Origin of the sequence: Fibrella forsythiae, from assembly GCF_017353175.1 — a bacterium.
GTDB lineage: Bacteria > Bacteroidota > Bacteroidia > Cytophagales > Spirosomataceae > Fibrella > Fibrella forsythiae.
Genome location: NZ_JAFMYW010000013.1, coordinates 122,072 through 144,578, shown reverse-complemented (window position 1 = coordinate 144,578; position 22,507 = coordinate 122,072). Strand labels below are relative to the sequence as shown.

Sequence of the window (22,507 nt, the reverse complement as noted above, 5' to 3'; positions counted from 1 at the left end):
CCAGCCCAACGAAGTTGTACGCAATTTACAGCTTTACCAGCACTGAAAAGGCACCCCGAAATTGATATGAATCGCGGATCTGATGATTGCCTGCCGGATTATACCGGGCTGTCGGTTCGAGTTGCAGCACAACTTGCGGAGTGACGGTGTACCGAAGCGTTGTTTGCAGGCCATACCCGAGGTTGACTCTGGGTGTGGCCGTTGCGTTGTCGCTGGTACTGATGCCAGTCGAAGAAAAAACGGTTTGGCGGCCCGTTGCTGCTACGTACTCAAACGCGACGTTGCCGCCTACATACCACTGCAAGCGGGTGGTTGGTGCAGTAAGACTGTACCCAACAGAAAGCGGCATGGTGATCACGTTATAGTCATAATCAGCCCTGAAAACCCTGGCCGGGTTGGGGTAAAGCGGATCAATGATGTATTCGGGGATTGGAGTTGACACCTGATTTGTCCGTTTTTCGTAGAGTAGTTTAGCGCCAATTAACCAGTGGTTTAGTTGGTAGGAGGCGTCGACGCCGCCATATACGCCAGGCGGTACGGTAATCAGTGTGTAATTCATGTAAAATTCTTCATCAACGTAGTTTGTTTTGTTAAAACCAATCGTTGGGCCAATCATGAATGTGCGCGTTGGCGTTGACTGGGCACAGGCGAACTGAATCGTCAGACAGGCAATAGCCAGGAGGGGTAGGAAACTGTTTTTCATGAACGTTACAAATTGACTGAAACAGAATAGCTAAATGGACTTATCAGACCTTAAGTAAAACTGAAAACGCACTTTGAAACTGATAGCTGGTATAAAGTCTGGTCGGAAAGCCGCGGCCGGGATAATACCGAATAGCCGGCTCGAGTTGCAGGCTGAGAAGGGGCGTTAACGTATACCGCAATGTGGTTTGGACACCATAGCCGATGTTGACAGACTTGCCATAATTGCGCTTATCGAGTTGTAGGTCTCCAAGGCTATAATTACACTGAAAAAACGGCTCTTGCTGGTGTTCAGCAGGTATTCGGCCGCTATGTTAGCACCCACGTACCAGCGAAACCTACCTTCGGGCGTTAGTCGGTAACCAATGCTGAGGGCACCGTCAGTACGTGCAGGTCTGTCTCAGACATACTGATATAATCTTCCGGATTAGGCGGGTCTGGAGGCGAATCAACCCTGGAGAGCCGATTCGTATACAGCATTTTAGCCCCCACCAACAGCCGGTTGACCTGATACGACGCATCGATGCCGACGTGCAGACCGGTGGGTGAGCTATACGTGGGGGCGCGAACGTACCCAGTGCCGTTGACATACGAAACCCAATCAAAGCCAACCGATGGGCCGAGCATAAACGGGTGTGATGATACCGATTGGCCATTGGCCAACTGGGCCAGCAGGCAGTCCCCAAAGACGAGTAATGAACGTGATGCCATGTAACGTGAGTGACGGGAGCCACTTTTCCCTTATGGGCAAGACCCGCAATAACTCGCAGGCGTTGGTATCACATGAGAATATTATCGACGGCCTGTAGCCTTGGCGGCAGGTTGGTTTCGCCAAGCATGTCGCGCAGATCGATCTCGATGTTTCGGCAGATGGCCGACATAGGTACGTCGTTGATGCTGTTCTCGAACGGGTTTTCGCTGGTGTCGCCCACTACCTCCATCGTATTGAACACCCAGGCAATCAGCGTGTAGAACGGGATCGTCAGCCAGATGTGCCAGCCGCCAACTTTGGCCATTTCGGTGATCAAACCGAAGGGTAGCAGCAGAATGAACAGCCACACAAATATGTAGCTGAAGAACGCATACTGGCGGGGAAACGGAAACGATTTCAGCCGTTCGGCCGCCCCCTGCTGGTTGTACAACTCAACCAGCAGACGTTCCAGTTCGTTGTGATAAATGTCGGATAGCAGGCCTTGAGCCCGTAACTCGCGCAGGTGGGCCGACTGCTCACGAATCAGTTGTGTGGCAATGTTGGCGGTTTTCAGCAAACGGGTCACTTCTTCTTTGGGCAGGAAAAGTCCAAGCTCGTCATCCATCTTCTCCTGATGAAAGGCGTCGATCTGATCAATGATCTGTAGCTCGGTGCCGTGGTGCTCCTGCCATACCTGCCTGCTGCGCAGTTGCAGGCGTAGCGCATTCAGAAAAGCCAGATGCCGGTAGATCAACAGCCGATGATGTTCGCCCAGTTCGCTGGCTGCCAGTGGGCTGGCGGCGTGCAGATTCGTAACGTAGTCGATCACCATGATGGCCCAGGAACGGCTGGCGTTGGTAAGGCTGCCCCACACCCGCCGCCCTTCCCAGAGCCGGTCATACGCCGAATTGTTCTTGAACCCCACATAAAAAGCAACCGCCGTGCCAATCGTGGCGATCGGGATAAAGGGCACTGTCAGCAAGGGCCAGTTTGTGGCCACATACAGGCCGACGATAGCCGACGAGTAAAGGATGAAAAAAGTAAGCGACCGCCAGACAAAGGGCCAGAGGTGCCGGAAGGCGATGCGTTTGCGCGTGTACATAACCCAAAAATAGCGCACTAGTCGAGCAATCAAAGAAGGCTAACTCACAATGGCTCAGAATAAAACGACGCAACGTACCCAGGCACGCCCAATCGTTGGGCCAGTCGGACGTGTCTGGGTACGTTAGCCCTGCCAGGCATTGAGCAGCCGTCTGATAAGGATAATCTCGCCCACGTGGTAAGCCGTGTGGTCGGCAATCAGCAAGGCTTCGCGCAACAGGGTTTGGCCCTGCCCATGCGCCAGCGGCTTAAACAGATTCTGTTCAGGCTCGTTCAGCAACGCAACAAACGCATCCCGGTCGGCTTTAATCTGATCCAGCACCTGCTGCCAGGCAGCATCGTCGGGTGGTTGAACAGCCGTATTCCAGTAGCCTTCGGGCCAGGGCGGCGATTGATGAGTCGGGTCTCGGCTGAACTCGAGAATATCCCACTGCGCAATGCGGATATGGTCGACGAGTTGCCAGATACTATAAGGTAATTTGTCGGGTTTTACGCCGCGCAAGGCAGCGGGTAACTCCTTAACGGCCGCTTCGAAGGATTGATGAGCCTCACTTTTCTGGAGCAGATCAACCAGTTGCCTTCGTAGGGCCGCGTTGGTGTCAGCGCCGGGGTGGTTCGTATTGGCCATGTCGTTTACAGAGATTAGTTTGTGTTGGTAACTACCATTTCGGCGGTTGGGTGGTTATTCTTTTTAACTAACTCACGTTCGTATGAAAGCAATTAACATCACTCGCCCCGGCGACGGGTCTGTTCTTCAGCTGGAGGATCGCCCGCAGCCCCAACCCGCCGATGGGCAGGTTCTGATTCGTGTACGGGCGGCGGGCGTGAACCGGAGCGATATTCACCAGCGGCAGGGCGGCTATGGTGCTGACCCGGGCGGGCAGGTTCCGGGACTTGAAGTGGCCGGAGTGATCGAAAAGTGCGGTCCGAAAACGGATCGCTGGCGCGTGGGACAGAGCGTTTGCGCGCTGATCAGTGGCGGCGGTTATGCCGAGTATGTGGTTGTTGATCAACGACATTGCCTGCCCATTCCCGCCAACTTATCGTTCGTGGAAGCGGCCTCGCTCCCCGAAACGGTGCTGACGGTCTGGTCAACGGTGTTTCAATGGGGCCGTCTGGCTCCGGGCGAATCGCTGCTGATTCACGGCGGTAGTAGCGGCATCGGCGTCACGGCCATTCAGATTGCCAAAGCGCTGGGTTCAACGGTGTATGCTACGGCTGGCAGCGACGAGAAATGCAACGCCTGCGAAGAACTGGGTGCCATCCGCTGTATCAACTACAAAAAGGAAGACTTCGAACAGGCACTTCAGGGTATCAGCATCAACGTGGTGCTGGACATGGTAGGCGGCGACTACACGGCTAAAAATCTGCGTCTGCTGGCCACTGATGGTCGGCTGATGTTCATTAATTCGATGCAGGGGGCCGAGAGCCAGATCCATATTCCTACGATGATGCAGAAGCGGCTCACCATCAGTGGCAGCATGTTAAAACCCCGCGACGCCGAGTTTAAAGCCGCCCTAACCGCCGCCGTACACCACCACGTTTGGCCTTTATTAACCGACGGTCGATTGAAACCGGTTGTTTATCAGTCGTTTCCCCTTGCCGAAGCTGCCCAGGCGCAGGCCATGCTGGAGAGTAGCAAACACATTGGCAAGATTATACTGGAAGTGGCGTGATAGTAGCCAACCGCGTTCTCGTTGTCACTCGCCACAGGCAAGCGACAACGAGAACGCGCGAAGTAACAATAACACATCCACCCATGTCGCTCTGGCTCATCCTTATAACCATTCAGATTGGCGTCAACCTGCTTTGCCATACGTTTCTAGTTGGGAAATGGCGCAATAGATGGAAGGTCTTCGCGCTGTTCGCTTTCCCCATTGCGCTAGTGATATGGCCACTACTTCGTATACTGCTGGACACACTACTGAGCGACAACATTTCGGTCGGTATTGTTGGGGATGACGGTACGGTGTTGATCTTACGCATCCTGAGTTTTGTAGTTATTCAACTCATTTGCAATAACCTGATCTTTAGGCGGTAGAGCAGTCGTTTCCACAAGCTTTTTCGCCGTTGTCTTACCCGTTTTTGTGCGTTTCTTCCTCGTTGAATCAGCTTGCGCATTTGGAATAGCGTGGCGTTTCAGAATGCGGGCCTGCTCTTCTTGACCCGTTTCCGTTTTGCGGGGCTGATGCAGCTTCAGTCGGGCTTCTCGGCCTGTTTCGGTAATGTTGACGATAGGAGCGGGATAATTGATGCCGACATGGAAATGGGCCATGTCCTGCTCCAGCGGCGGCATGGTCCATGGCTCATGGATGTAGGCAACGGGGCAATTGGCCAGTTCGGGAATCCATTGCTTAATGAAGACGCCGTTCGGGTCGTGTTCCTGCGATTGCTTTACCGGATTATAAATTCGAACGGTGTTTGTGCCTGTCATGCCCGACTGCATCTGAATCTGGGCGTAGTGAATTCCCGGCTCAAAATCGGTGTACATCCGGGCCATGTGCAGGGCACCGTCTTTCCAGTGTTGAAGCAGGTGATGGCTCAGAAACGACATCAGCATGGCCCGCATCCGAAAGTTGATGTAGCCCGTGGCAATCAGGCAGCGCATGCAGGCATCAACCATCGGGTAGCCCGTAAAACCATCTCGCCAGGCCCTGTAATGAACCGGATTCTCGTTCTTGGCCAGTGAGTCGAACGCCCGATTCACGTTCTCGAACTCGATCCGGTCTTCCGATTCAAACTTCTGGATAAAGTGGCAGTGCCAGCGTAGCCGCGAGGCAAACGCGCTGAACTGCCGTCCAAGGCCGGGTTGCACCGGATGCTGCGCCGCCTGAAGCTGCGCCTGAAATACCTGCCTGATACTCAGACAGCCCCAGGCCAGATAGGGCGACACACGGCTACACCCCCGCCGACTTTCAAGTGGCTTTGAAATGGATTTGGCGTAAAGAGCAATACGTTCGGTGAGAAAGCTGTCCATATACCGGAACGCATTCTGTTCACCGCCCGGCTGAAATGCCGGGTCAGGTACGTGCCAGGTGGCGGGGAGGTCGGGGCCTCGTTCGGCCTCATACCAGTCGGCAGGTACGTTGGCGGGTATCCAGCGCGTCAGGTCGGGGTGCTGTTGGGGCGATCGCATGGTTTGCTGCCAGTCGTCGGCCCAGGTATCGCGGTTCTTCAACAGGCGGATAACGCCGTTGCATTGGTACTCCTGCCAGTCGATGTTGTGTTCGCGGCAAAACTGCGCCACGGCTTTGTCGCGGTCGTAAGTAATTTTCAGGCCAGTTTCTTCGTGCGAAAAGAGGGTATCGATCGTGAACTGTTGCAGCAACGTACCCAGCACATCCACCACTTCCCGGTGAAACAGCCACACGGTGGGTAATCCGATATCAGGTACGTTATCTGCTGCCGGTTCGGCATCGAACTCGAACGGCAGCCATTCGTGGGTACGTACCTGCCTGCCTGCCTGCCGGTTCGCTCATCAGCTTTGGTAACTGCCGGTTCAGATCGGCCAGACATTCGGTAACGAACCGCCAGTGTCTCTGATCATAATTCGGATCGGCCATGACCGATGGCTCGAAGCAATACAGGAGCAGCACCGGTTTCCCCGACCTGACCGCTTCCTGCAACGGCACATGATCGCGCAGCCGCAGGTCGCGTTTGAACCAGAGAACATAAACGGGTGGACGAGTAGACATGGCGGGAATAACGCGTTGATTGGCCACCGTGATTGGGGCGGTAGGTACGTACCTGTGTAGTAACAAAAAAAACAGCCCCGCTCTCTGGCCAATCACTACTTTTTATCCTCTTCCGATGCTTCGCCCCGATTTTCGAGGTTAGACGTTCCTAAAAAATCGGGTTTCGCCATTCCGTCCGATTCATCCTCTACCTCACTGGTATCTGCGTCTGTAGTTTCGTCGATCGATTTAAGGAAGTGACCTTTCGCGGGTGTAGTCGTATTCTGTGCGCGGTCGGGCGTGGCCTGACCTGATTCCGGGCGTTCTATCATGATTGATTCTCTGCTTGTGTATCGATAAAACCATCCGTTTCCTTTAAGAAGTCATTAATTCAAGGCAACGGTTATAACTATCCGGGCCGAAACCGAGTAGTTAGTAGCATAGCTACTTACGTACCACCTATCAAAACTATGGGAGATAAAAAACTGTCGGGTCAAACGGCGCTGGTAACCGGAGCAAATTCAGGTATCGGAGCTGGCGTGGCCAAGTCGCTCGCCAAGGCCGGGGCAAACGTCGTTGTGAACTATGTCTCGAAGCCGGAAGATGCCGAGGCCATGGTAACTGAGCTGAAAAGCTACGGGGTCGATGCGCTCGCCATTCAGGCCGATGTGTCGAAGGAAGAACAAGTGCAGGCCATGTTCAGCCAGGCCGTTGATCAGTTTGGAACGGTCGATATACTGGTAAATAACGCTGGTCTTCAGCGCGATGCGAAGTTCGACGAGATGACCCTGGCGCAGTGGCAACTGGTAATCGACGTAAATCTGACCGGGCAGTTCCTCTGCGCCCGCGAGGCCATACGGGAGTTTCTACGCCGTGGTCCACGCCCCGACGTGTCGCGGGCTACGGGTAAAATTATCTGCATGAGTTCGGTGCACGAGATTATCCCCTGGGCTGGCCATGTCAACTATGCTTCGTCGAAAGGAGCCATAAAAATGCTGATGCAATCGCTGGCGCAGGAGTACGGCGACCGGCAGATCCGGGTGAACAGCATCTGCCCGGGAGCCATCCAGACGCCCATCAACACGGGGGCCTGGAATACGCCGCAGGCGCTGAATTCGCTGATGACGCTGATTCCCTACAACCGGATCGGCCAACCCGAAGACATTGGTAATCTGGCCGTTTTTCTGGCCTCCGACGATTCGGACTATATCACGGGTGCCAGCATCTTCATCGATGGTGGTATGACTGTATTCGAAGGCTTCGCCACGGGCGGATGATCTGATGTACGAATGATGAATTACGAACGACGACGGTGTGATGCTTCAGTGGTCGGATTCGTATGCTTCGAAAAAACTACGTAGTCATTCGTACATCGTAAATCGTAAATCAATGAATCCCGAACTAGATCGCCTGCAGGAAAATGCTAAAAAGGCCGTACCACTCGAAAAATGGGGGCCTTATCTGGCTGACCGTCAGTGGGGAACCGTGCGCGAAGATTATTCGGCCAATGGTGATGCCTGGAACTCGTTTCCCCACGATCAGGCGCGTAGTAGGGTATACCGCTGGGGTGAAGATGGCCTGATGGGCATGGCCGACCGGCGCATGAATGTGTGCTTTGGGCTGGCCTTGTGGAACGGAAAAGACAGCCTGCTGAAGGAGCGCCTGTTTGGCCTGACCAACAACGAGGGCAACCACGGTGAAGATGTAAAGGAGCTGTATTACTACCTCGACAATACGCCGACGCATTCGTACATGAAAGGCCTTTACAAATATCCGCAGGCCGCATTCCCCTACGAATGGCTGGTGCACGAAAACGGGCAACGTACCCGCAACGATCCCGAATTTGAGATCCTGCACACGGGCGTTTTTGAAGAAGGCCGCTACTTCGATGTGCTGGTCGAGTACGCCAAAAAGGATTCTGACGATGTGTGTATTCGTATCTCGGTTACCAATCGCGGGCCAGAATCGGCTCCGCTGACGGTGCTGCCCACGCTCTGGTGCCGTAACCGCTGGTCGTTCGATCCTGAGTTTCAGAAGCCCACCATCAGTCGCCGTCCCGATATGCCAACGGCCGGCAACGTGTTTCTGTCGCACTTCCGCGCCGGAAATTATTACCTGTATTATCAGCCGGTCGAGATTAGCCTGATGACTGATAATGAGTCAAATACGAAGCGTCTGTATGGTATGCCGAACGGGTCGCCGTTTGTCAAAGATGCGTTTCATGAAGCCATCGCCGAGCATAACGATTACCTTTGCGACCTGCTGCGCGAGAACGAAACGGGTACCAAATTTGCCCCGGTCTACAGAAAAGAACTGGCCGCAGGCGAAACCTGGACCCTTGCGCTCCGGCTTTGCAAAACCATTCAGACCCAGCCGTTCGACGCAGCATTCGACCGGGTATTCGTTGACCGGAAAGCCGACGCCGATGCGTTTTACGAACCGCTGATTCCCGCCGGAGCCTCCGACGATCTGAAGCGTATTCAACGGCAGGCACTGGCCGGTCTGCTCTGGACGAAGCAATACTATCACTACGATATCCCGCACTGGCTACGGGGCGATCCGGGTAATCCGCCGCCGCCGTCGGAGCGTTGGTATGGGCGCAACCATACCTGGAAGCACCTCAACAACGAAGACGTGATGAGTATGCCCGACAAGTGGGAGTATCCCTGGTATGCGGCCTGGGACCTGGCGTTTCATACCGTTCCGCTGGCGATGGTCGACCCGGTCTTTGCCAAAAATCAGCTGATCCTGCTCATGCGGGAGTGGTACATGAGCCCCACAGGGCAGATACCGGCCTACGAATGGAAATTCTCGGATGTGAACCCGCCGGTACATGCCTGGGCAGCTCTATCGGTGTATCGGCTCGAAAAGGCGATCTATAATAACGCAGACGTACAATTCCTGAAACGGGCGTTTCAAAAGCTGCTGATCAACTTCACGTGGTGGGCCAATCACCTTGATCCTGAAGAAGATAACGTATTTGCTGGCGGCTTTCTGGGACTGGATAATATTGGAGTAATTGACCGGAGTAACCTGCCGCCGGGTACGTTGCTGGAGCAGGCCGACGCCACCGCCTGGATGGCAATGTATGCGCTGAACATGATGGATATTGCGCTGGAGATAAGCCGCCATGACCCGTCGTTCGAAGATGTTGCCACTAAATTTTATGAGCAGTTTGTGCTCATTGCCGAGTCGTTGAATGAGGCACTTTGGGATGAGGACGATCACTTTTATTACGACCGCATCTATTCGGCTACATCCCCACCCAGGGTACTGCAGGTGCGTTCCATCGTAGGCTTGTCGGTATTATTTGCCGTTTCCATCATCAAGCGGCACAAAAGCGAGCCATTGTCTGATTTCCTGAAACGGGTACGCTTTTTTCAGAAATACCGGTCTGATCTGCACCTGCCCATGCCCGACCAGCACGTAACGCCCGACGGCGATATTCTGCTGTCGCTGGTATCGAAACAGCGTCTCGAAAAACTACTGGGACTGATGCTCGATGAAGCTGAGTTTCTCTCGCCGGGTGGCATTCGGGCGGTATCCAAATACCACGAAGCCCATCCGTACAGCATCAATCTGGGTGGTCAGGTTCACACCATCAGCTATGTACCCGGCGATTCTGACTCGGGGTTGTTTGGCGGTAATTCAAACTGGCGCGGCCCGGTCTGGATGCCAATCAACTACCTGTTTATCAAGTCACTGAAGAAATACCATCAGTTCTACGGTGATACTCTTACGGTTGAATACCCAACGGGGTCGGGCAACCGGCTGAATCTGGAACAGGTATCCGACCAGCTGGCCAGGCGGATCGTATCCACGTTCGAAGCCGACGCATCGGGTCACCGTCCGGTACACGGCCCGTTCAGTCCGTTTTACCAGCGCCCCGAAAATGCGGAGTTGCTTCTCTTCTACGAATATTTCCACGGCGACACCGCGCAGGGTATCGGCGCGAGCCACCAAACCGGCTGGACGGCGGTTATTGCTGAACTCATCAACGACGATGCCTGGGAGTGGGAGTAGACCAGGTACGTTACCGGAAGTCAGTAGCTCGCCTGTCTGGTTCAAAACCAGTCGAGTAGTGATAGAGGCCGGTGAATGGGGAAACAGGCTGTCTGTATTGGAGGAAGTGCTAACCCGGCCGGGGTGCGTATCTTCGTTCTTTATTTCTGTAGGTACGTCATGAATCTCCCCGCTTTCATTGCCCGTCGTTATTTCTTTTCACGCCGTAAACGCAGCTTCATCAGTTGGCTGTCATTGCTGGCGATGCTGGGCGTAGGTGTGGGAACCATGGCCCTGGTGGTCGTGCTCTCGGTTTTCAACGGCATGGAAGAGCTAAACCGGCAACTATTCAAATCGGTTGAGGCTGATCTGACCATCCGGCCCGCTAAAGGCAAACGGTTCGAAGCAAAACCGGCGTTGATTCGTCAACTTCGGCAGTTGCCCGGCGTTCGGGTGCTGACGGGCGTGGCCATCGATAATGCCCTGGCCCGCTACGGAGATAGTCAGACGGTGGTGCGCGTAAAAGGTGTTGACAGCACCTACAGCCAGCGGCACCAGCTCGATTCGGTGATGGTGGAGGGCCGGCAGGTGCTCACCCGCAACGGCTATAACTTTGCTATCGTGGCTGAAGGCGTTCGGAATAACCTGACAATAACGCCCGAAGACCCGCTGACACCGCTCGAACTGCTTTTTCCCGACCGGAACCGCAAGCTGTCGTCACTCTCGCCCGATGCGTTCCGGCAGCAACGGCTGAACGTTTCCGGGGTATTTTTTATCGAAGCAACCAATTACGACGACCTGGTTCTGATTCCGCTTCAGGTGGCACGCGAATTGCTAGGTTATACACCTGACGAGTATACCAACCTTGAAATTGAGCTAACGCCCGGTACAGACGAACTGGCCCTACAGGCAACGATGCAAACACTGGTTGGCAACAACCTCCAGGTACGTACCCGCGATGAGATGAATCCCGATCTGTTTCGGGCCATCCGCATAGAAAAACTGTTTGTGACGCTCACGCTGGCGTTTATCATTCTGGTGGCGAGTATCAACACCTTTTTCTCCCTGTCGATGCTGGTGCTTGAGAAGAAAGCCGACATCGGCATTATGGGGGCTATGGGAGCAGAGCCCGGCCTGATCCGGCGTATCTTTTTGCTGGAAGGGGCTATCATCTCGCTGACGGGTGCCACGGTTGGTCTGGTTGCCGGATTAGCCCTCTGTTACGCGCAGGAACGATACGGTCTGGTGGGCTTTGGTACTACCTCGGCCATCGTTGATGCGTACCCGGTGAAAGTTCGGTCAAACGACCTGATCGTGACTGTACTTATCGTGCTGGTGGTTACCGCCCTGACATCTTTATTTCCAGCCCAACGTGCTGCTCAGCAGCTAGTTGCCGCCAGAAAATAAATTGATAGGCAGGCGTTACTATTGGTGCCGCCGGTCGTCTCACGTAAAATTCGGCCAGGTTACTGGCTACCTGCTTTATCCAACGGATGTCTCTGATTAATGCGTACGATAAATTATCAGCAAAGCTCGAATGGATGTATTGCAAACTCTGTTTGTTCTATGGATATTTGTAATACCTACCGAGATGACACCGTAAATTATGAATTTGGACCAGTTTGTTTTACTATCGTCTATGTTGGGCGATGAGTTGTACCGTAACGACGGGAAGCAGTCGAGCGCTGCTAACCTGACTGTTGAGAAGCAGTTTCAGCTGTTGGCTAACAAGCCAATTGGAGCCTACATGACCAGCGGTTTACCTACCTTCTGGCCACGTAAAAAAACAGTACCGCGTTTTTTCTAAGTGATTCCGCGTTCACCGTAGCAATGATTGTCCCAATTACCGTAACAATTAACAGGAAGAGTGCCTCGTAACAAAGAAGAGTACCAAGTACCAAACCAACCAAACGTACCGTAACTTGATCTTGAAAGCCCCGCCCACCTGGCGGGGTTTTCGTTTTTGTGGTCATCAGGCTGCGCTGTCATTGAGAGATCATTTGTTGGCCTACGAAAAATGACTTCCCAATGACATATCCCTAAAATGACAAATACGGCGTAATCTGCTCGATTGTGTGCAGACCGAGTACCCGTATTGCTTTCAATGATTCGGGCGACGTGTAGGCACCGTGCTGGTTACGGTAATTTACGATCACCTCGGCCTGCCTCCGCGACAGATAAGGCAGGCGGTCCAGATCAGCCGCCGACGCTGTGTTGATCGGTGTTTTCCGGACGGGCGACTTCACTTTAGCGTACAGCGTCAATTCAGCCAGGTTGATCGAATCGAGCCCATATACTTCATTATACTGCTCTGCCGACAGAAAACCGCCCAAACCGTCGCGGTACTGAATGATTCGCGCCGCCAGTTTGCTGCCAATACCTTTCAGCGCAATTAGCTGCGTGGTATCGGCCGTATTAATGTCGAACGGTTGAATGACGGGCTTTACGTAGCGTTCGCGCGGGGCTGCCGTACCGATAGCGCTTATGTTGGCAGAAGCATCAGGTAGGTCTCTGCCAGGTACGTTACCGGGCGCGTTCGGTTTGCCAGCCAGTTGTGGTGATGAATTGGAAAGCTGGATATAAGGCTCCAGCGTTTCGTAGAGATCGGGCGGAAAATCGTAGATCTTCAGCAGGTCTTCTTTCTTCCGAAACTGACCGCCTTTGCTGCGGTATTTCTCAATGCGCTCAGCCATCCATCGGGGTAAACCCAATTGCTGCCAACCCGCTACGCTCACCGTATTAGGGTCGAACGGAAAGGGGTTTGCTTCCTGATACCGTTCCGACGTTTGCCGGTCGTCATCGGCCCGCTGCGCCCTGTCAGACTGGCGTTTGTCGCCGTATCGAGCTTTTTCTTCGGCGGCACCATCCAACTGCATCTTAGCCAGCAGGCTATCCAGTTTCCGTTGATCCGATGCGTTGGTGTCCTGGGTACGTTCGGGACGAAGCCACGAATAGATGAGCGGTGACGTGAGGAAAAGGATGATCAGGAGCAATAGCGCCAAAACGCCGGTCGCCTCTTTATGCCCAATAGCAAACGTATCGGCTATAAACGCACGTACTTGTTTAAACATAAAAATGATATGGTAGGATTACTTACTGCAAGGTAAGTAAATTTCTTTATTGGTGACCAGGGGCACAGACACTGCGGAGGTTTGGTAATGGATAGTCGGTGGTATTGGCCGCAAAAGCTATCTTTGCGGCCATTATGACAACCAATACGTCGGCCGAAGGATCGGCCCCCGCCGCTCCGGCTACTTCGCTTCAGGACATTATCGCTCACGCGAAAGAATATGGCTTCGTATTCCCCTCGTCGGAAATCTACGATGGCCTACAGGCTGTTTATGACTACGGTCAGAACGGCGTTGAACTGAAAAACAACCTCAAAGCCGTGTGGTGGAAGGCCATGACCCAGCTTCATGATGAGGTAGTGGGTATCGACGCGGCTATTTTCATGCACCCGCTGACCTGGAAAGCCTCCGGTCACGTCGACTCCTTCAACGACCCGATGATCGACAACCGCGACTCGAAGAAGCGGTACCGTGCCGATCAGTTGCTGGAAGCCAAGGCTGAAGAATATGCCAACGCTGGCGACGAAGCCCGCAGCAAGGCCCTGCTTGAAGAAATGGGCCGTCTGCTGGGCGCCGAAGACCTCGAGGGTGTTCGCAACCTGATCATCGCTGAGGGGATCAAAGACCCGATTTCGGGCAACCAGAACTGGACCGAGGTACGTCAGTTTAACCTGATGTTCTCCACGCAGGTTGGTTCTCTGGCCGAAGACAGCAGCACGATCTACCTTCGTCCCGAAACGGCGCAGGGTATTTTCGTGAACTTTCTGAACGTGCAGAAAACGGGTCGGATGCGCGTTCCCTTCGGTATTGCTCAGATTGGTAAGGCGTTCCGGAACGAGATCGTTGCCCGTCAGTTCATTTTCCGGATGCGGGAATTTGAACAGATGGAGATGCAGTACTTCGTTCGCCCCGGCACCGAAATGGAGTGGTATACCAAGTGGAAAGAAACCCGGATGAAGTTTCACCAGGCGATTGGCATGCCTGCCACCAGCCTGAAATTCCACGACCACGAAAAGCTGGCTCACTACGCCAACGCGGCCGTCGATATCGAGTACAAGTTCCCATTCGGTTTCCGCGAAATAGAAGGTATTCACTCGCGCACCGATTTCGATTTGAAAGCGCATCAGGAATTGAGCCGTAAGAAACAACAGTACTTCGATAACGACGTTGATCCGGCAACGGGCAAACCTTACGGCAACTACATCCCGTACGTGGTAGAAACGTCGGTGGGTGCCGACCGCCTGTTCCTGGCTACGTTCTGCAATGCCTTCACGAAAGAGACCGTAGGCGAAGGTGACCAGCAAAAAGAACGGACGTACCTGAAACTGCATCCAGCACTGGCGCCCATCAAGGCGGCGGTGTTCCCGCTGGTCCGGAAAGATGGTTTGCCCGAAAAAGCGGAGCAGATCGTGAAATCGCTCAAATCGGAGTTCCGCGTGATCATGGAAGAGCGCGACGCCATTGGCAAACGCTACACCCGTCAGGATCTGATCGGTACGCCGTTCTGTATCGCCGTTGATTACCAGACGCTGGAAGACGACACCGTGACGATCCGCTACCGCGACACCACCGAACAGGTACGTGTCCCCATCAGTGAATTGAAAGCCAAAATCGGCTACGACGTATCGATTGAGCGGATTTTAGAGAAAATGTAAAAGAAGTTTCAGGTGTCAAGTTTCAGGTTTCAAGTGGCGCTGCTGAGGCACCACAAGGTTAACTAGCAGCGCCACTTAACACCTGAAACTTGACACCTGAAACTTAGTTTTATGTTCATACGTGACCCAAACCGGACGTACCCGGTCGAGACAGAAACGCGGACGATCATCCGTTTTCAGGACTGTGATCCGCTCCAGCACCTCAACAACGCCAAGTATTTCGATTATTACTTCAACGCCCGCGAAGATCAGGTGGCGACGTTGTATGGCTTTGCACCAGCGCAGTTGTTCCACGAATACAAGTCGAGTTGGGTCGTGTATCAGCACCAGATCGCGTATATCCGGCCGGCGCTGGTGAGTGAATGGGTACGTATCATGTCGCGGATCGTGTATTTCGATATCGATACCACGATCACGGAATATTACATGACCGACGACCGCAAAGGGCAGCTTAAGAACGTGCTGTGGGTAACGTCGAAATACATCAGCATTGAAACGGGCAAGCGCATTCCGCACCACCCCGCCGTGATGGACCTGCTCGAAGCCACCAAAGTCCCTGATCTGGACGTGCACGCCATTGCCTTCAACGACCGTATCCGGGATATCAAGCAAAGTTTGTTGTAGGAGTAGAGCCGTAAGAGCTAAGAGCCAGGAAGCAAGACAGGCCGTCGTTGTGTTAGCTCCAGCAGAGCAACTACAACGACGGCCTGTCTTGCTTCCTGGCTCTTAGCTCTTACGGCTGACTTAGTTAGATAGACTGTACAGGTTTCTTTCATGCCTAACTGATGTGTTCAGTATCAGCAGAAAGCCCTTTACTGTCGACGTAATGACTGTAGCAATCGAATCATTCTGGCTCTGGCAGTTTCTCGGCCGCCTGCATCCGCTCGTCGTTCATTTTCCCATCGGCTTACTGTGCGTTGCCCTACTGCTCGAAGTGGCCGGCTGGTTCCGTAAATCGAGCGAGATGGCGGCCGGTATCCGGGCGATGGTCTTGATCGGAGCCGGTGGTGCTGTGGTGGCGGCGGTGTTGGGCCTGGTACTGGTCAATCAGGAAGATTACTCGGGTAACACGGTAATGGTGCATCAGTGGTCGGGGCTGGCAACCATGACGCTGGCTTTACTAACCGTTTTTGCCCTTCGCACAGGCCGAACCACGCTGTATCGGTCAGGGCTTGTGGCCACGGTTGTAGGCGTCAGCCTAGCCGGGCATTTTGGCGCGCTACTCACCCACGGCGACAACTACCTGAGCAGCGTTCTGCCGTTTGGCAATTCCTCAACTGGAAATGCAGTAGCTGGTAACTCCAGAGTAGCCTTTGCCAGTATGGTTGGCCAACCGCTGACCGACAAACAGATTGGCGACCTGAATCTGGAAGTGCGGTCTATTCTGGCGCATAACTGCTACAGTTGCCACAGCGCGACCAAATCGAAAGGCGGCTTACGACTGGATACGAAAGAATTCGTGATGAAGGGCGGCGAAGACGGCATTGTGCTGGTGGCGGGCAGCCCCGAAAAAAGCGACCTGATCCGACGTATCAAATTACCGGCTGGCCACGAGGAGGCGATGCCAACCAAAGGAAAACGCCTGACCGACCACGACATCGCCCTGCTCGAATTCTGGATCAAACAGGGCGCACCCTGGCCGAACGGTGCCGAAAAGAGCATCTACCGTGTGGCCGATCTGGAACCACGACTCCCCGAATTACCCGCCGCAACAGATGGTCTTACAAACCCCGTTGATCGGTTCGTGAACGTTTATTTCCAGCAGCATAAACTTCCCTGGAAACAGGTTGTCGACGATCGAACGTACCTGCGCCGGGTGTATCTGGATGTGATCGGCCTGCTGCCCTCGCCCGAAAAGATCAATGCCTTCGAAGCTGACGCACGACCTGACAAACGGGAGGCACTGGTAAATGAATTGCTCGCCCGAAACGCCGATTACGCCCAGCACTGGCTCACGTTCTGGAACGACGCCCTCCGAAACGACTACACCGGAACCGGCTACATCACCGGCGGGCGGTTTGATATCACGACCTGGCTGTACACATCGTTGAAAGCTAATAAACCCTATAATCAGTTTGTCAGGGAACTGGTCAGCCCAAATAAAGAGTCGGCCGGGTTTATTAAAGGCATTCAGTGGCGCGGTACCATCAATGCCAGCCAACGCACCGAAATGCAGGCTGCGCAAAACGTGTCGCAGGTGTTGCTGGGGCTGAACCTGAAATGCGCTTCCTGCCACGACAGCTTCATCAGCGACTGGAAACTGGCCGATGCCTACGCCTTCGCCAACATCTTTGCCGACACGACGCTGGAGATAAACCGTTGCGACAAACCTACCGGCAAAATGGCGGGTACGAAAGTCATTTTCGAGAAGTTGGGGACAATCAACGGAAAAGCCACAACCGCGCAGCGGCTGAAAGAACTGGCCGATTTTCTGGTACAACCGAAAGATGGTCGGCTATACCGGACGGTGGTGAATCGGGTGTGGGCGCAGGTGATGGGGCGGGGTATTATTGAACCGGTCGATGCCATGGATAATGAACCCTGGAGCCAGGATTTGCTCGACTGGCTGGCGGCTGATTTTGCGGCGAACGGCTACGATATCAAAAAGCTGATGGTGACCATTCTGACGTCTAAAACGTACCAGCTTCCCTCGGTCGGTTTACAAGATGCCGATCACCTGACAGCGCCTTCGTTTGTTTTTCAGGGTATGGTTCGCCGCCGCCTTACCGCCGAGCAGTTTGCCGATGCGGTCAGTCTGGCGTTTAGCCCAATCTACGGCGATACCTCTGTTGCCGCGACGCGCTTTCCGCCACAACTCAGCCGTGAAATGCCGTTTCCCCGGGCGTCGCTGGTAAAGAACGACCCGTTCTTAACGGCCCTGGGTCGCCCAAATCGGGAAACGGTAAGCACCAGCCGGTCATCACAGGCGAATCTGTTGCAGGCGCTGGAACTGACGAATGGCGATCAATTCAATGGTACGCTTAAACGGGCGGCATTGCGCTGGAGGGCGGCTTATCCTGCCCCAGACGCGTTGGTAAGAAAGCTGTACTGGAAAGCGCTGGGCCGCGAACCCAAAGCGGGTGAACTCGCCATTGCCAAAAAATGATTGGCCAGAAGCCCACTACGGAAAGCGTACAGGATCTGGTCTGGGCGATCAGCCTGCATCCCGAATTTCAACTGATTTATTGATGAATTTTAGACAGGCTATTCGCACAGTCCGCCGCCGTTGTGCTACGCCTAAACTGAATCAACACCATGAACTGGAACAGACGGGAGTTTTTGCAAAAAACCAGTGCGGCTACGCTGGCAGCGATGGCGGCGGGTGCACCGGTATCGAGCCTGCTGTCGGGCTGTAGCCGGGCGGGTACGTCCAGCACGGCCGATACCGTGATCCTGCTCTGGATGGCGGGCGGCATGGCGCATACTGAAACGTTTGACCCGAAACGCTACACGCCTTTTGAAAAAGACATGGAAGGTAATCGGGTGTTGAGCACGTTCAAATCGGTGCCCACGGTGCTGGATGGTATTCATTTTTCGGAAGGACTCGAATCCATCGGGCAGGTGATGAATAAGGGCACATTAATTCGATCGTATGTCGCCGCTGACATGGGGCATATTCTGCATTCACGCCACCAGTACCATTGGCATACCTGCTACGAACCACCACAAACAGTGGCCGCGCCACATCTGGGTGCCTGGATTGCCAAGGAGTTAGGTCCCAAAAATCCGGTGATTCCGGCTTTCGTCGACATTGGGCAACGGTTTACGGTGGGGGAGGCCGAAGAACTGAAAGCTTTCCATACCGCCGGTTTCCTGGGTAATGAGTTTGGCCCCTTCTTCATTCCCGACCCCAGTCAGGGGCTAGAGAGCGTTCGGCCACCTGTAGGGATGGATGCAAAACGGTTTGAACGCCGAAATCAGTTGTATAATGACCTGATCAGCAATGGACCGATTGGCGAGTATGGCAGTGATTACCAGAAAGAGTCGCTCAAGCGGTCGATGGAGCAAGCGTATCGACTGCTGAATTCACCCGAAGCTAAAGCGTTCGATCTGAGTCAGGAACCGAAAGCCAGCTACGATATATACAACACTGGTAAATTCGGACTGGGTTGTTTATTGGCCCGCCGACTGACCGAACAGGGTGCCCGGTTTATCAGCGTTACTACCGAGTATGAGCCGTTTAAAGGCTGGGATACGCACGAAAATGGTCACACGCGGCTGGAGGCCATGAAAAAACAGATCGACGGCCCGATTGCTCAGCTGATCAAAGACCTCGATAAAACCGGTCATCTGGACCGGACGCTCGTTGTGCTGGCCAGTGAATTTAGCCGCGATATGATGGTCGAAGGACGGCCCGATGCCAAGGTGCAGGAACAGGTGAATCAGCCGGAGATCCTGTCTGACCTGAAGTTCTATGGCATGCACCGACACTTTACGGATGGCTGCTCGATGCTGATGTTTGGTGGTGGTATCAAGAAAGGATTCGTTTACGGAAAAACAGCGGATGAGCGACCCTGCAAAACCATCGAAAATCCGGTTCGGATCGACGGAATCCATCAGACAATTTACCACGCGCTGGGTATAGCACCCGATACCCATTACGACGTAGAGAAGCGGCCGTTTTATTCCACGCCGGATGGGTTAGGAAAGCCTGTGCTGGATTTATTAACCTAGTTCAATACCCGGATCAGGTCACAAAATAGATAATCACGAAGAATCAGAACGAAGTAGGGAGGTGGAGGTAAGTTAGGGAAAAAGGTCTGGTAAAATTTAGCGATCGAATTGCACTTTTAGGCTGATGGCTTTCTCCATTGGTTAAGGATGAAACGGGGAAGTTAACTCAGTAGAATACTTGTTGAGGGAGTTTTTATCAACAACTAAGCTCTTATAAACCGCATGTTTAAACTGACTAGCCCGACCAAAATTGGCATTGCTCTTTGCACGTTCGTTTTACTGGGTACGTCCTGGGTTAGCCTTCGGGAATCCTATTGGAGCGAACGGGTAGACGATAGCACTAAAATCGATAAGCTGAAGCTTCTGCCCGGTTTTAAGGCAGAGCACCTCTACAGCCCGTCTGCCAACCAGCAGGGGTCGTGGGTAGCAATGGCGTTCGACGATAAAGGGCGGATGATCACGTCCGATCAATATGGGTTCCTCTACCGCCTCCAATTGCCAACTATTGGCTCAGGTGTGCAGCGGCCCAATGTTGAAAAATTGAAGGTAAGTGAGGTGCCCGGAGATACCACCATAGGCATGGGCTATGCGCAGGGGCTACTCTATGCGTTCAATAGCCTGTACGTCATGGTGAACAACCGGGAGAATAAAAATTTCGGGAAGGGGAGTGGGCTCTATCGGTTGCAGGATACCAACGGTGATGATCAGTTTGACAAGATCACCCTTATTAAAGCGCTGAAAGGTGAAGGAGAACACGGGCCACACAGCCTTGTGCTGTCGCCCGATAAAAAGTCGATCTACCTGATGTGCGGCAATTTTACGGACGTACCCAAGATGGACGCCTATCGGTTACCGCCCGTCTGGAAAGAAGACAACCTGTTTCCCGCCATTAAAGACCCGCGTGGGCATGCCGTGGACCGTATGGCCCCCGGTGGCTGGATTGCCAAGATCGACCCCGAAGGAAAGAATTGGGAGTTCGTTGGCGGTGGCTTCCGTAACACGTTCGACTTCGCGTTTAATGATGCCGGTGACATTTTCGGCTATGACTCCGACATGGAATGGGATTTTGGCCTTCCCTGGTATAAGCCTACCCGCATTTGCCACATCACCAGCGGAGCCGATTTTGGCTGGCGCACATCGGCCACAAACTGGTCGCCAACGTTTGCCGACTGCCTGCCTGCCACACTAAACATGGGTCAGGGATCGCCAACGGGTGTGTTTGCCGGCCGTGGTGCTCGTTTCCCGCAAAAATACCAGAAGGCCATCTACGCGTTTGACTGGAGCTTCGGCATCATGTATGCGGTTCATCTGCAACCACAGGGCGCTTCCTACAAAGCCACTGCCCAGGAGTTTATTTCCGGCTCGCCACTACCCCTGACCGACGGGCAGATCGGCCCGGATGGTGCCCTGTATTTCCTTACCGGTGGCCGTCGGCTGGAATCTGATCTATACCGGATCACCTACGCCGGCACCGAGGCCACCGCGCCGGACACGAAAGCGCCTGTCATTACGGCTGAACATCAGATTCGTACGAAGCTGGAGCAATACCACGGTGCGCCGATGGCCGACGCGGTTAATACGGCCTGGCCGTACCTGAATCATCCCGACCGGTTTATTCGCTATGCCGCTCGTGTGGCAGTTGAGCATCAGCCGGTAGCCGAATGGCAGGCAAAAGCCCTGGCCGAAACCGATCCCCAACGCCTCACGCAAGCCATGATTGCCCTGGCTCACCACGGCGATGCGTCGTTGAAAAGCCAGATGCTAACCTCGTTGCTGAATGTGAAACTGAACACACTTGCTGAACAGCAGCAGGCTGACGTGTTGCGGGCCATTGAACTGGTGTGTACCCGCATGGGCCTTCCTGAAGGTACCGACCGGGCCAAGGCTATTGCCGTACTGAGTCCTCGCTACCCGGCTGGTTCGGCCATGCTGAACCGGGCATATAGCAAATTGCTTATTTCGCTGGAAGCGCCGGGGGCGGTCGACAAGACGCTGAAGTTGCTGGCGCTCAACAATGAAGACAACGGGCCGGTAGGTGGCGAAACCGTGACAGCATCGAGCGACCTGATTCTCCGTAATCCACAATACGGGCTCGATATTGCCAAGATGCTGGCGAAGGTGCCGCCTGCCCAACAAACCTATTACGCCACGATGCTCAGCAGTGCCAAAACTGGCTGGACGTCGCAACTGCGCGATCAGTACTTTGCCTGGTTTGCCAAAGCGTTTGGCTACCAGGGTGGTAACAGCTACGTTGGGTACGTCGATAAAGCGCGTAAACTGGCTCTGGCAAACGTACCTAAAGAGCAATTCGAGAAGTACAACAAACTCTCGGGCGCTGATTTGTTGACGAAATCGGGCAATGACATTGCGTCGGATTACACGCCAAAAGGACCGTACCGGAACTGGAAGTTGGAAAACGCCGTGGCCGTGGTTGATAGTGGCCTGACGGGACGCAGCTACGAAACGGGTAAAAAACTATACGGTGCCATTCTGTGTAGCCGTTGCCATTCGATGGGCGGTCAGGGTGGCGATATCGGCCCCGACCTGACTCAACTCGGCACCCGTTTCTCCAACAAAGACATTCTGGAAGCGATTATTTACCCCGATAAAACCGTTTCGGATCAATACGCCTCGAGCATCTTCACGCTCAAAAACGGGCAGTCGGTGCTGGGTCGGTTGATCAATGAAGATAAGGCAAACTACTTCATCTCTCAGAACCCATTTGCGTCAGATCAACTCCGGAAGGTGGCGAAGAAAGACGTGGTGTCAAGAAAGTACTCACCCTCGTCGATCATGCTGCCCGGTCTGATCAACAGCCTGAATCCCGGCGAACTGAAAGACCTGATCGCCTACCTGAAATCGGGTGGTAACCAGGCCAATGAGTTGTACAAAACGTCTGACACGGGTAAGGGTAAATAGGGCGAAGGGCTACGCGAAAGC

General features: G+C 53.9%; 17 protein-coding genes and 1 pseudogene. 10 read left to right on the top strand and 8 right to left on the bottom strand.

The window, feature by feature from the left end; genetic code table 11:
- Positions 1 to 25 precede the first annotated feature (25 nt).
- The 4 genes from J2I46_RS29875 to J2I46_RS29860 all read right to left on the bottom strand — a co-directional run bounded on the left by J2I46_RS29875 (position 26) and on the right by J2I46_RS29860 (position 3,122).
- Positions 26 to 703: an outer membrane beta-barrel protein gene (locus J2I46_RS29875; protein WP_207332773.1), complete on the bottom strand. Its 678-nt coding sequence runs from the start codon at positions 701 to 703 to the stop codon at positions 26 to 28.
- A gap of 350 nt (positions 704 to 1,053) precedes the next feature.
- Positions 1,054 to 1,413: a hypothetical protein gene (locus J2I46_RS29870; protein WP_207332772.1), complete on the bottom strand. Its 360-nt coding sequence runs from the start codon at positions 1,411 to 1,413 to the stop codon at positions 1,054 to 1,056.
- 68 nt (positions 1,414 to 1,481) lie between these two features.
- Positions 1,482 to 2,495, bottom strand: coding sequence for a bestrophin family protein (locus J2I46_RS29865; protein WP_207332771.1), 1,014 nt, complete (start codon positions 2,493 to 2,495; stop codon positions 1,482 to 1,484).
- Between the two features lie 123 nt (positions 2,496 to 2,618).
- Complete coding sequence (locus tag J2I46_RS29860; RefSeq protein WP_207332770.1) at positions 2,619 to 3,122, bottom strand: DinB family protein; 504 nt, start codon at positions 3,120 to 3,122, stop codon at positions 2,619 to 2,621.
- An 82-nt stretch (positions 3,123 to 3,204) separates the two neighbouring features.
- On the opposite strand from J2I46_RS29860, the gene J2I46_RS29855 reads away from it, so the two are divergent.
- Positions 3,205 to 4,170, top strand: coding sequence for an NAD(P)H-quinone oxidoreductase (locus J2I46_RS29855; RefSeq protein WP_207332769.1), 966 nt, complete (start codon positions 3,205 to 3,207; stop codon positions 4,168 to 4,170).
- A 302-nt stretch (positions 4,171 to 4,472) separates the two neighbouring features.
- Here J2I46_RS29855 and J2I46_RS29850 read toward each other — a convergent pair whose 3' ends face one another.
- From J2I46_RS29850 to J2I46_RS29845, 3 genes are all read right to left on the bottom strand, one after another.
- A complete protein-coding gene (locus tag J2I46_RS29850) occupies positions 4,473 to 5,864 on the bottom strand; it encodes a cryptochrome/deoxyribodipyrimidine photo-lyase family protein (protein WP_310589114.1) in 1,392 nt (463 codons plus the stop codon).
- Positions 5,865 to 5,889: 25 nt separating this feature from the next.
- Entirely contained in the window at positions 5,890 to 6,216 is a 327-nt protein-coding gene (locus J2I46_RS33040; RefSeq protein ID WP_310589113.1) for a deoxyribodipyrimidine photo-lyase, read from the bottom strand.
- Positions 6,217 to 6,284: 68 nt separating this feature from the next.
- Positions 6,285 to 6,500 (bottom strand): hypothetical protein, encoded by a 216-nt coding sequence (locus J2I46_RS29845; protein WP_207332768.1) that lies wholly within the window; start codon positions 6,498 to 6,500, stop codon positions 6,285 to 6,287.
- Positions 6,501 to 6,638: 138 nt separating this feature from the next.
- On the opposite strand from J2I46_RS29845, the gene J2I46_RS29840 reads away from it, so the two are divergent.
- The 4 genes from J2I46_RS29840 to J2I46_RS29825 all read left to right on the top strand — a co-directional run bounded on the left by J2I46_RS29840 (position 6,639) and on the right by J2I46_RS29825 (position 11,977).
- Positions 6,639 to 7,445: an SDR family oxidoreductase gene (locus J2I46_RS29840; protein WP_207332767.1), complete on the top strand. Its 807-nt coding sequence runs from the start codon at positions 6,639 to 6,641 to the stop codon at positions 7,443 to 7,445.
- A gap of 112 nt (positions 7,446 to 7,557) precedes the next feature.
- On the top strand, positions 7,558 to 10,191 hold the full coding sequence (locus J2I46_RS29835; RefSeq protein WP_207332766.1) for an MGH1-like glycoside hydrolase domain-containing protein: 2,634 nt from the start codon (positions 7,558 to 7,560) through the stop codon (positions 10,189 to 10,191).
- Positions 10,192 to 10,350: 159 nt separating this feature from the next.
- Positions 10,351 to 11,577, top strand: a complete 1,227-nt coding sequence (locus tag J2I46_RS29830; protein ID WP_207332765.1) for an ABC transporter permease — start codon at positions 10,351 to 10,353, stop codon at positions 11,575 to 11,577.
- A 199-nt stretch (positions 11,578 to 11,776) separates the two neighbouring features.
- On the top strand, positions 11,777 to 11,977 hold the full coding sequence (locus J2I46_RS29825) for a hypothetical protein (protein ID WP_207332764.1): 201 nt from the start codon (positions 11,777 to 11,779) through the stop codon (positions 11,975 to 11,977).
- Between the two features lie 232 nt (positions 11,978 to 12,209).
- On the opposite strand, the gene J2I46_RS29820 is transcribed toward J2I46_RS29825, so the two are convergent.
- Positions 12,210 to 13,241 (bottom strand): ComEA family DNA-binding protein, encoded by a 1,032-nt coding sequence (locus J2I46_RS29820; protein ID WP_207332763.1) that lies wholly within the window; start codon positions 13,239 to 13,241, stop codon positions 12,210 to 12,212.
- Positions 13,242 to 13,375: 134 nt separating this feature from the next.
- Between J2I46_RS29820 and J2I46_RS29815 the strand changes: the two genes are divergently transcribed.
- From J2I46_RS29815 to J2I46_RS29795, 5 genes and pseudogenes are all read left to right on the top strand, one after another.
- Positions 13,376 to 14,893 (top strand): glycine--tRNA ligase, encoded by a 1,518-nt coding sequence (locus tag J2I46_RS29815; protein WP_207332762.1) that lies wholly within the window; start codon positions 13,376 to 13,378, stop codon positions 14,891 to 14,893.
- A gap of 111 nt (positions 14,894 to 15,004) precedes the next feature.
- Positions 15,005 to 15,517, top strand: coding sequence for an acyl-CoA thioesterase (locus J2I46_RS29810; RefSeq protein ID WP_207332761.1), 513 nt, complete (start codon positions 15,005 to 15,007; stop codon positions 15,515 to 15,517).
- Between the two features lie 202 nt (positions 15,518 to 15,719).
- A pseudogene (locus J2I46_RS29805) lies at positions 15,720 to 18,082 on the top strand (DUF1549 domain-containing protein).
- Positions 18,083 to 18,148: 66 nt separating this feature from the next.
- Positions 18,149 to 19,567 carry a DUF1501 domain-containing protein gene (locus J2I46_RS29800; protein WP_207332760.1) on the top strand — a complete coding sequence of 473 codons (1,419 nt, stop codon included), beginning with the start codon at positions 18,149 to 18,151 and terminating at the stop codon, positions 19,565 to 19,567.
- 222 nt (positions 19,568 to 19,789) lie between these two features.
- Positions 19,790 to 22,486 (top strand): c-type cytochrome, encoded by a 2,697-nt coding sequence (locus tag J2I46_RS29795; protein ID WP_207332759.1) that lies wholly within the window; start codon positions 19,790 to 19,792, stop codon positions 22,484 to 22,486.
- Positions 22,487 to 22,507 lie beyond the last annotated feature (21 nt).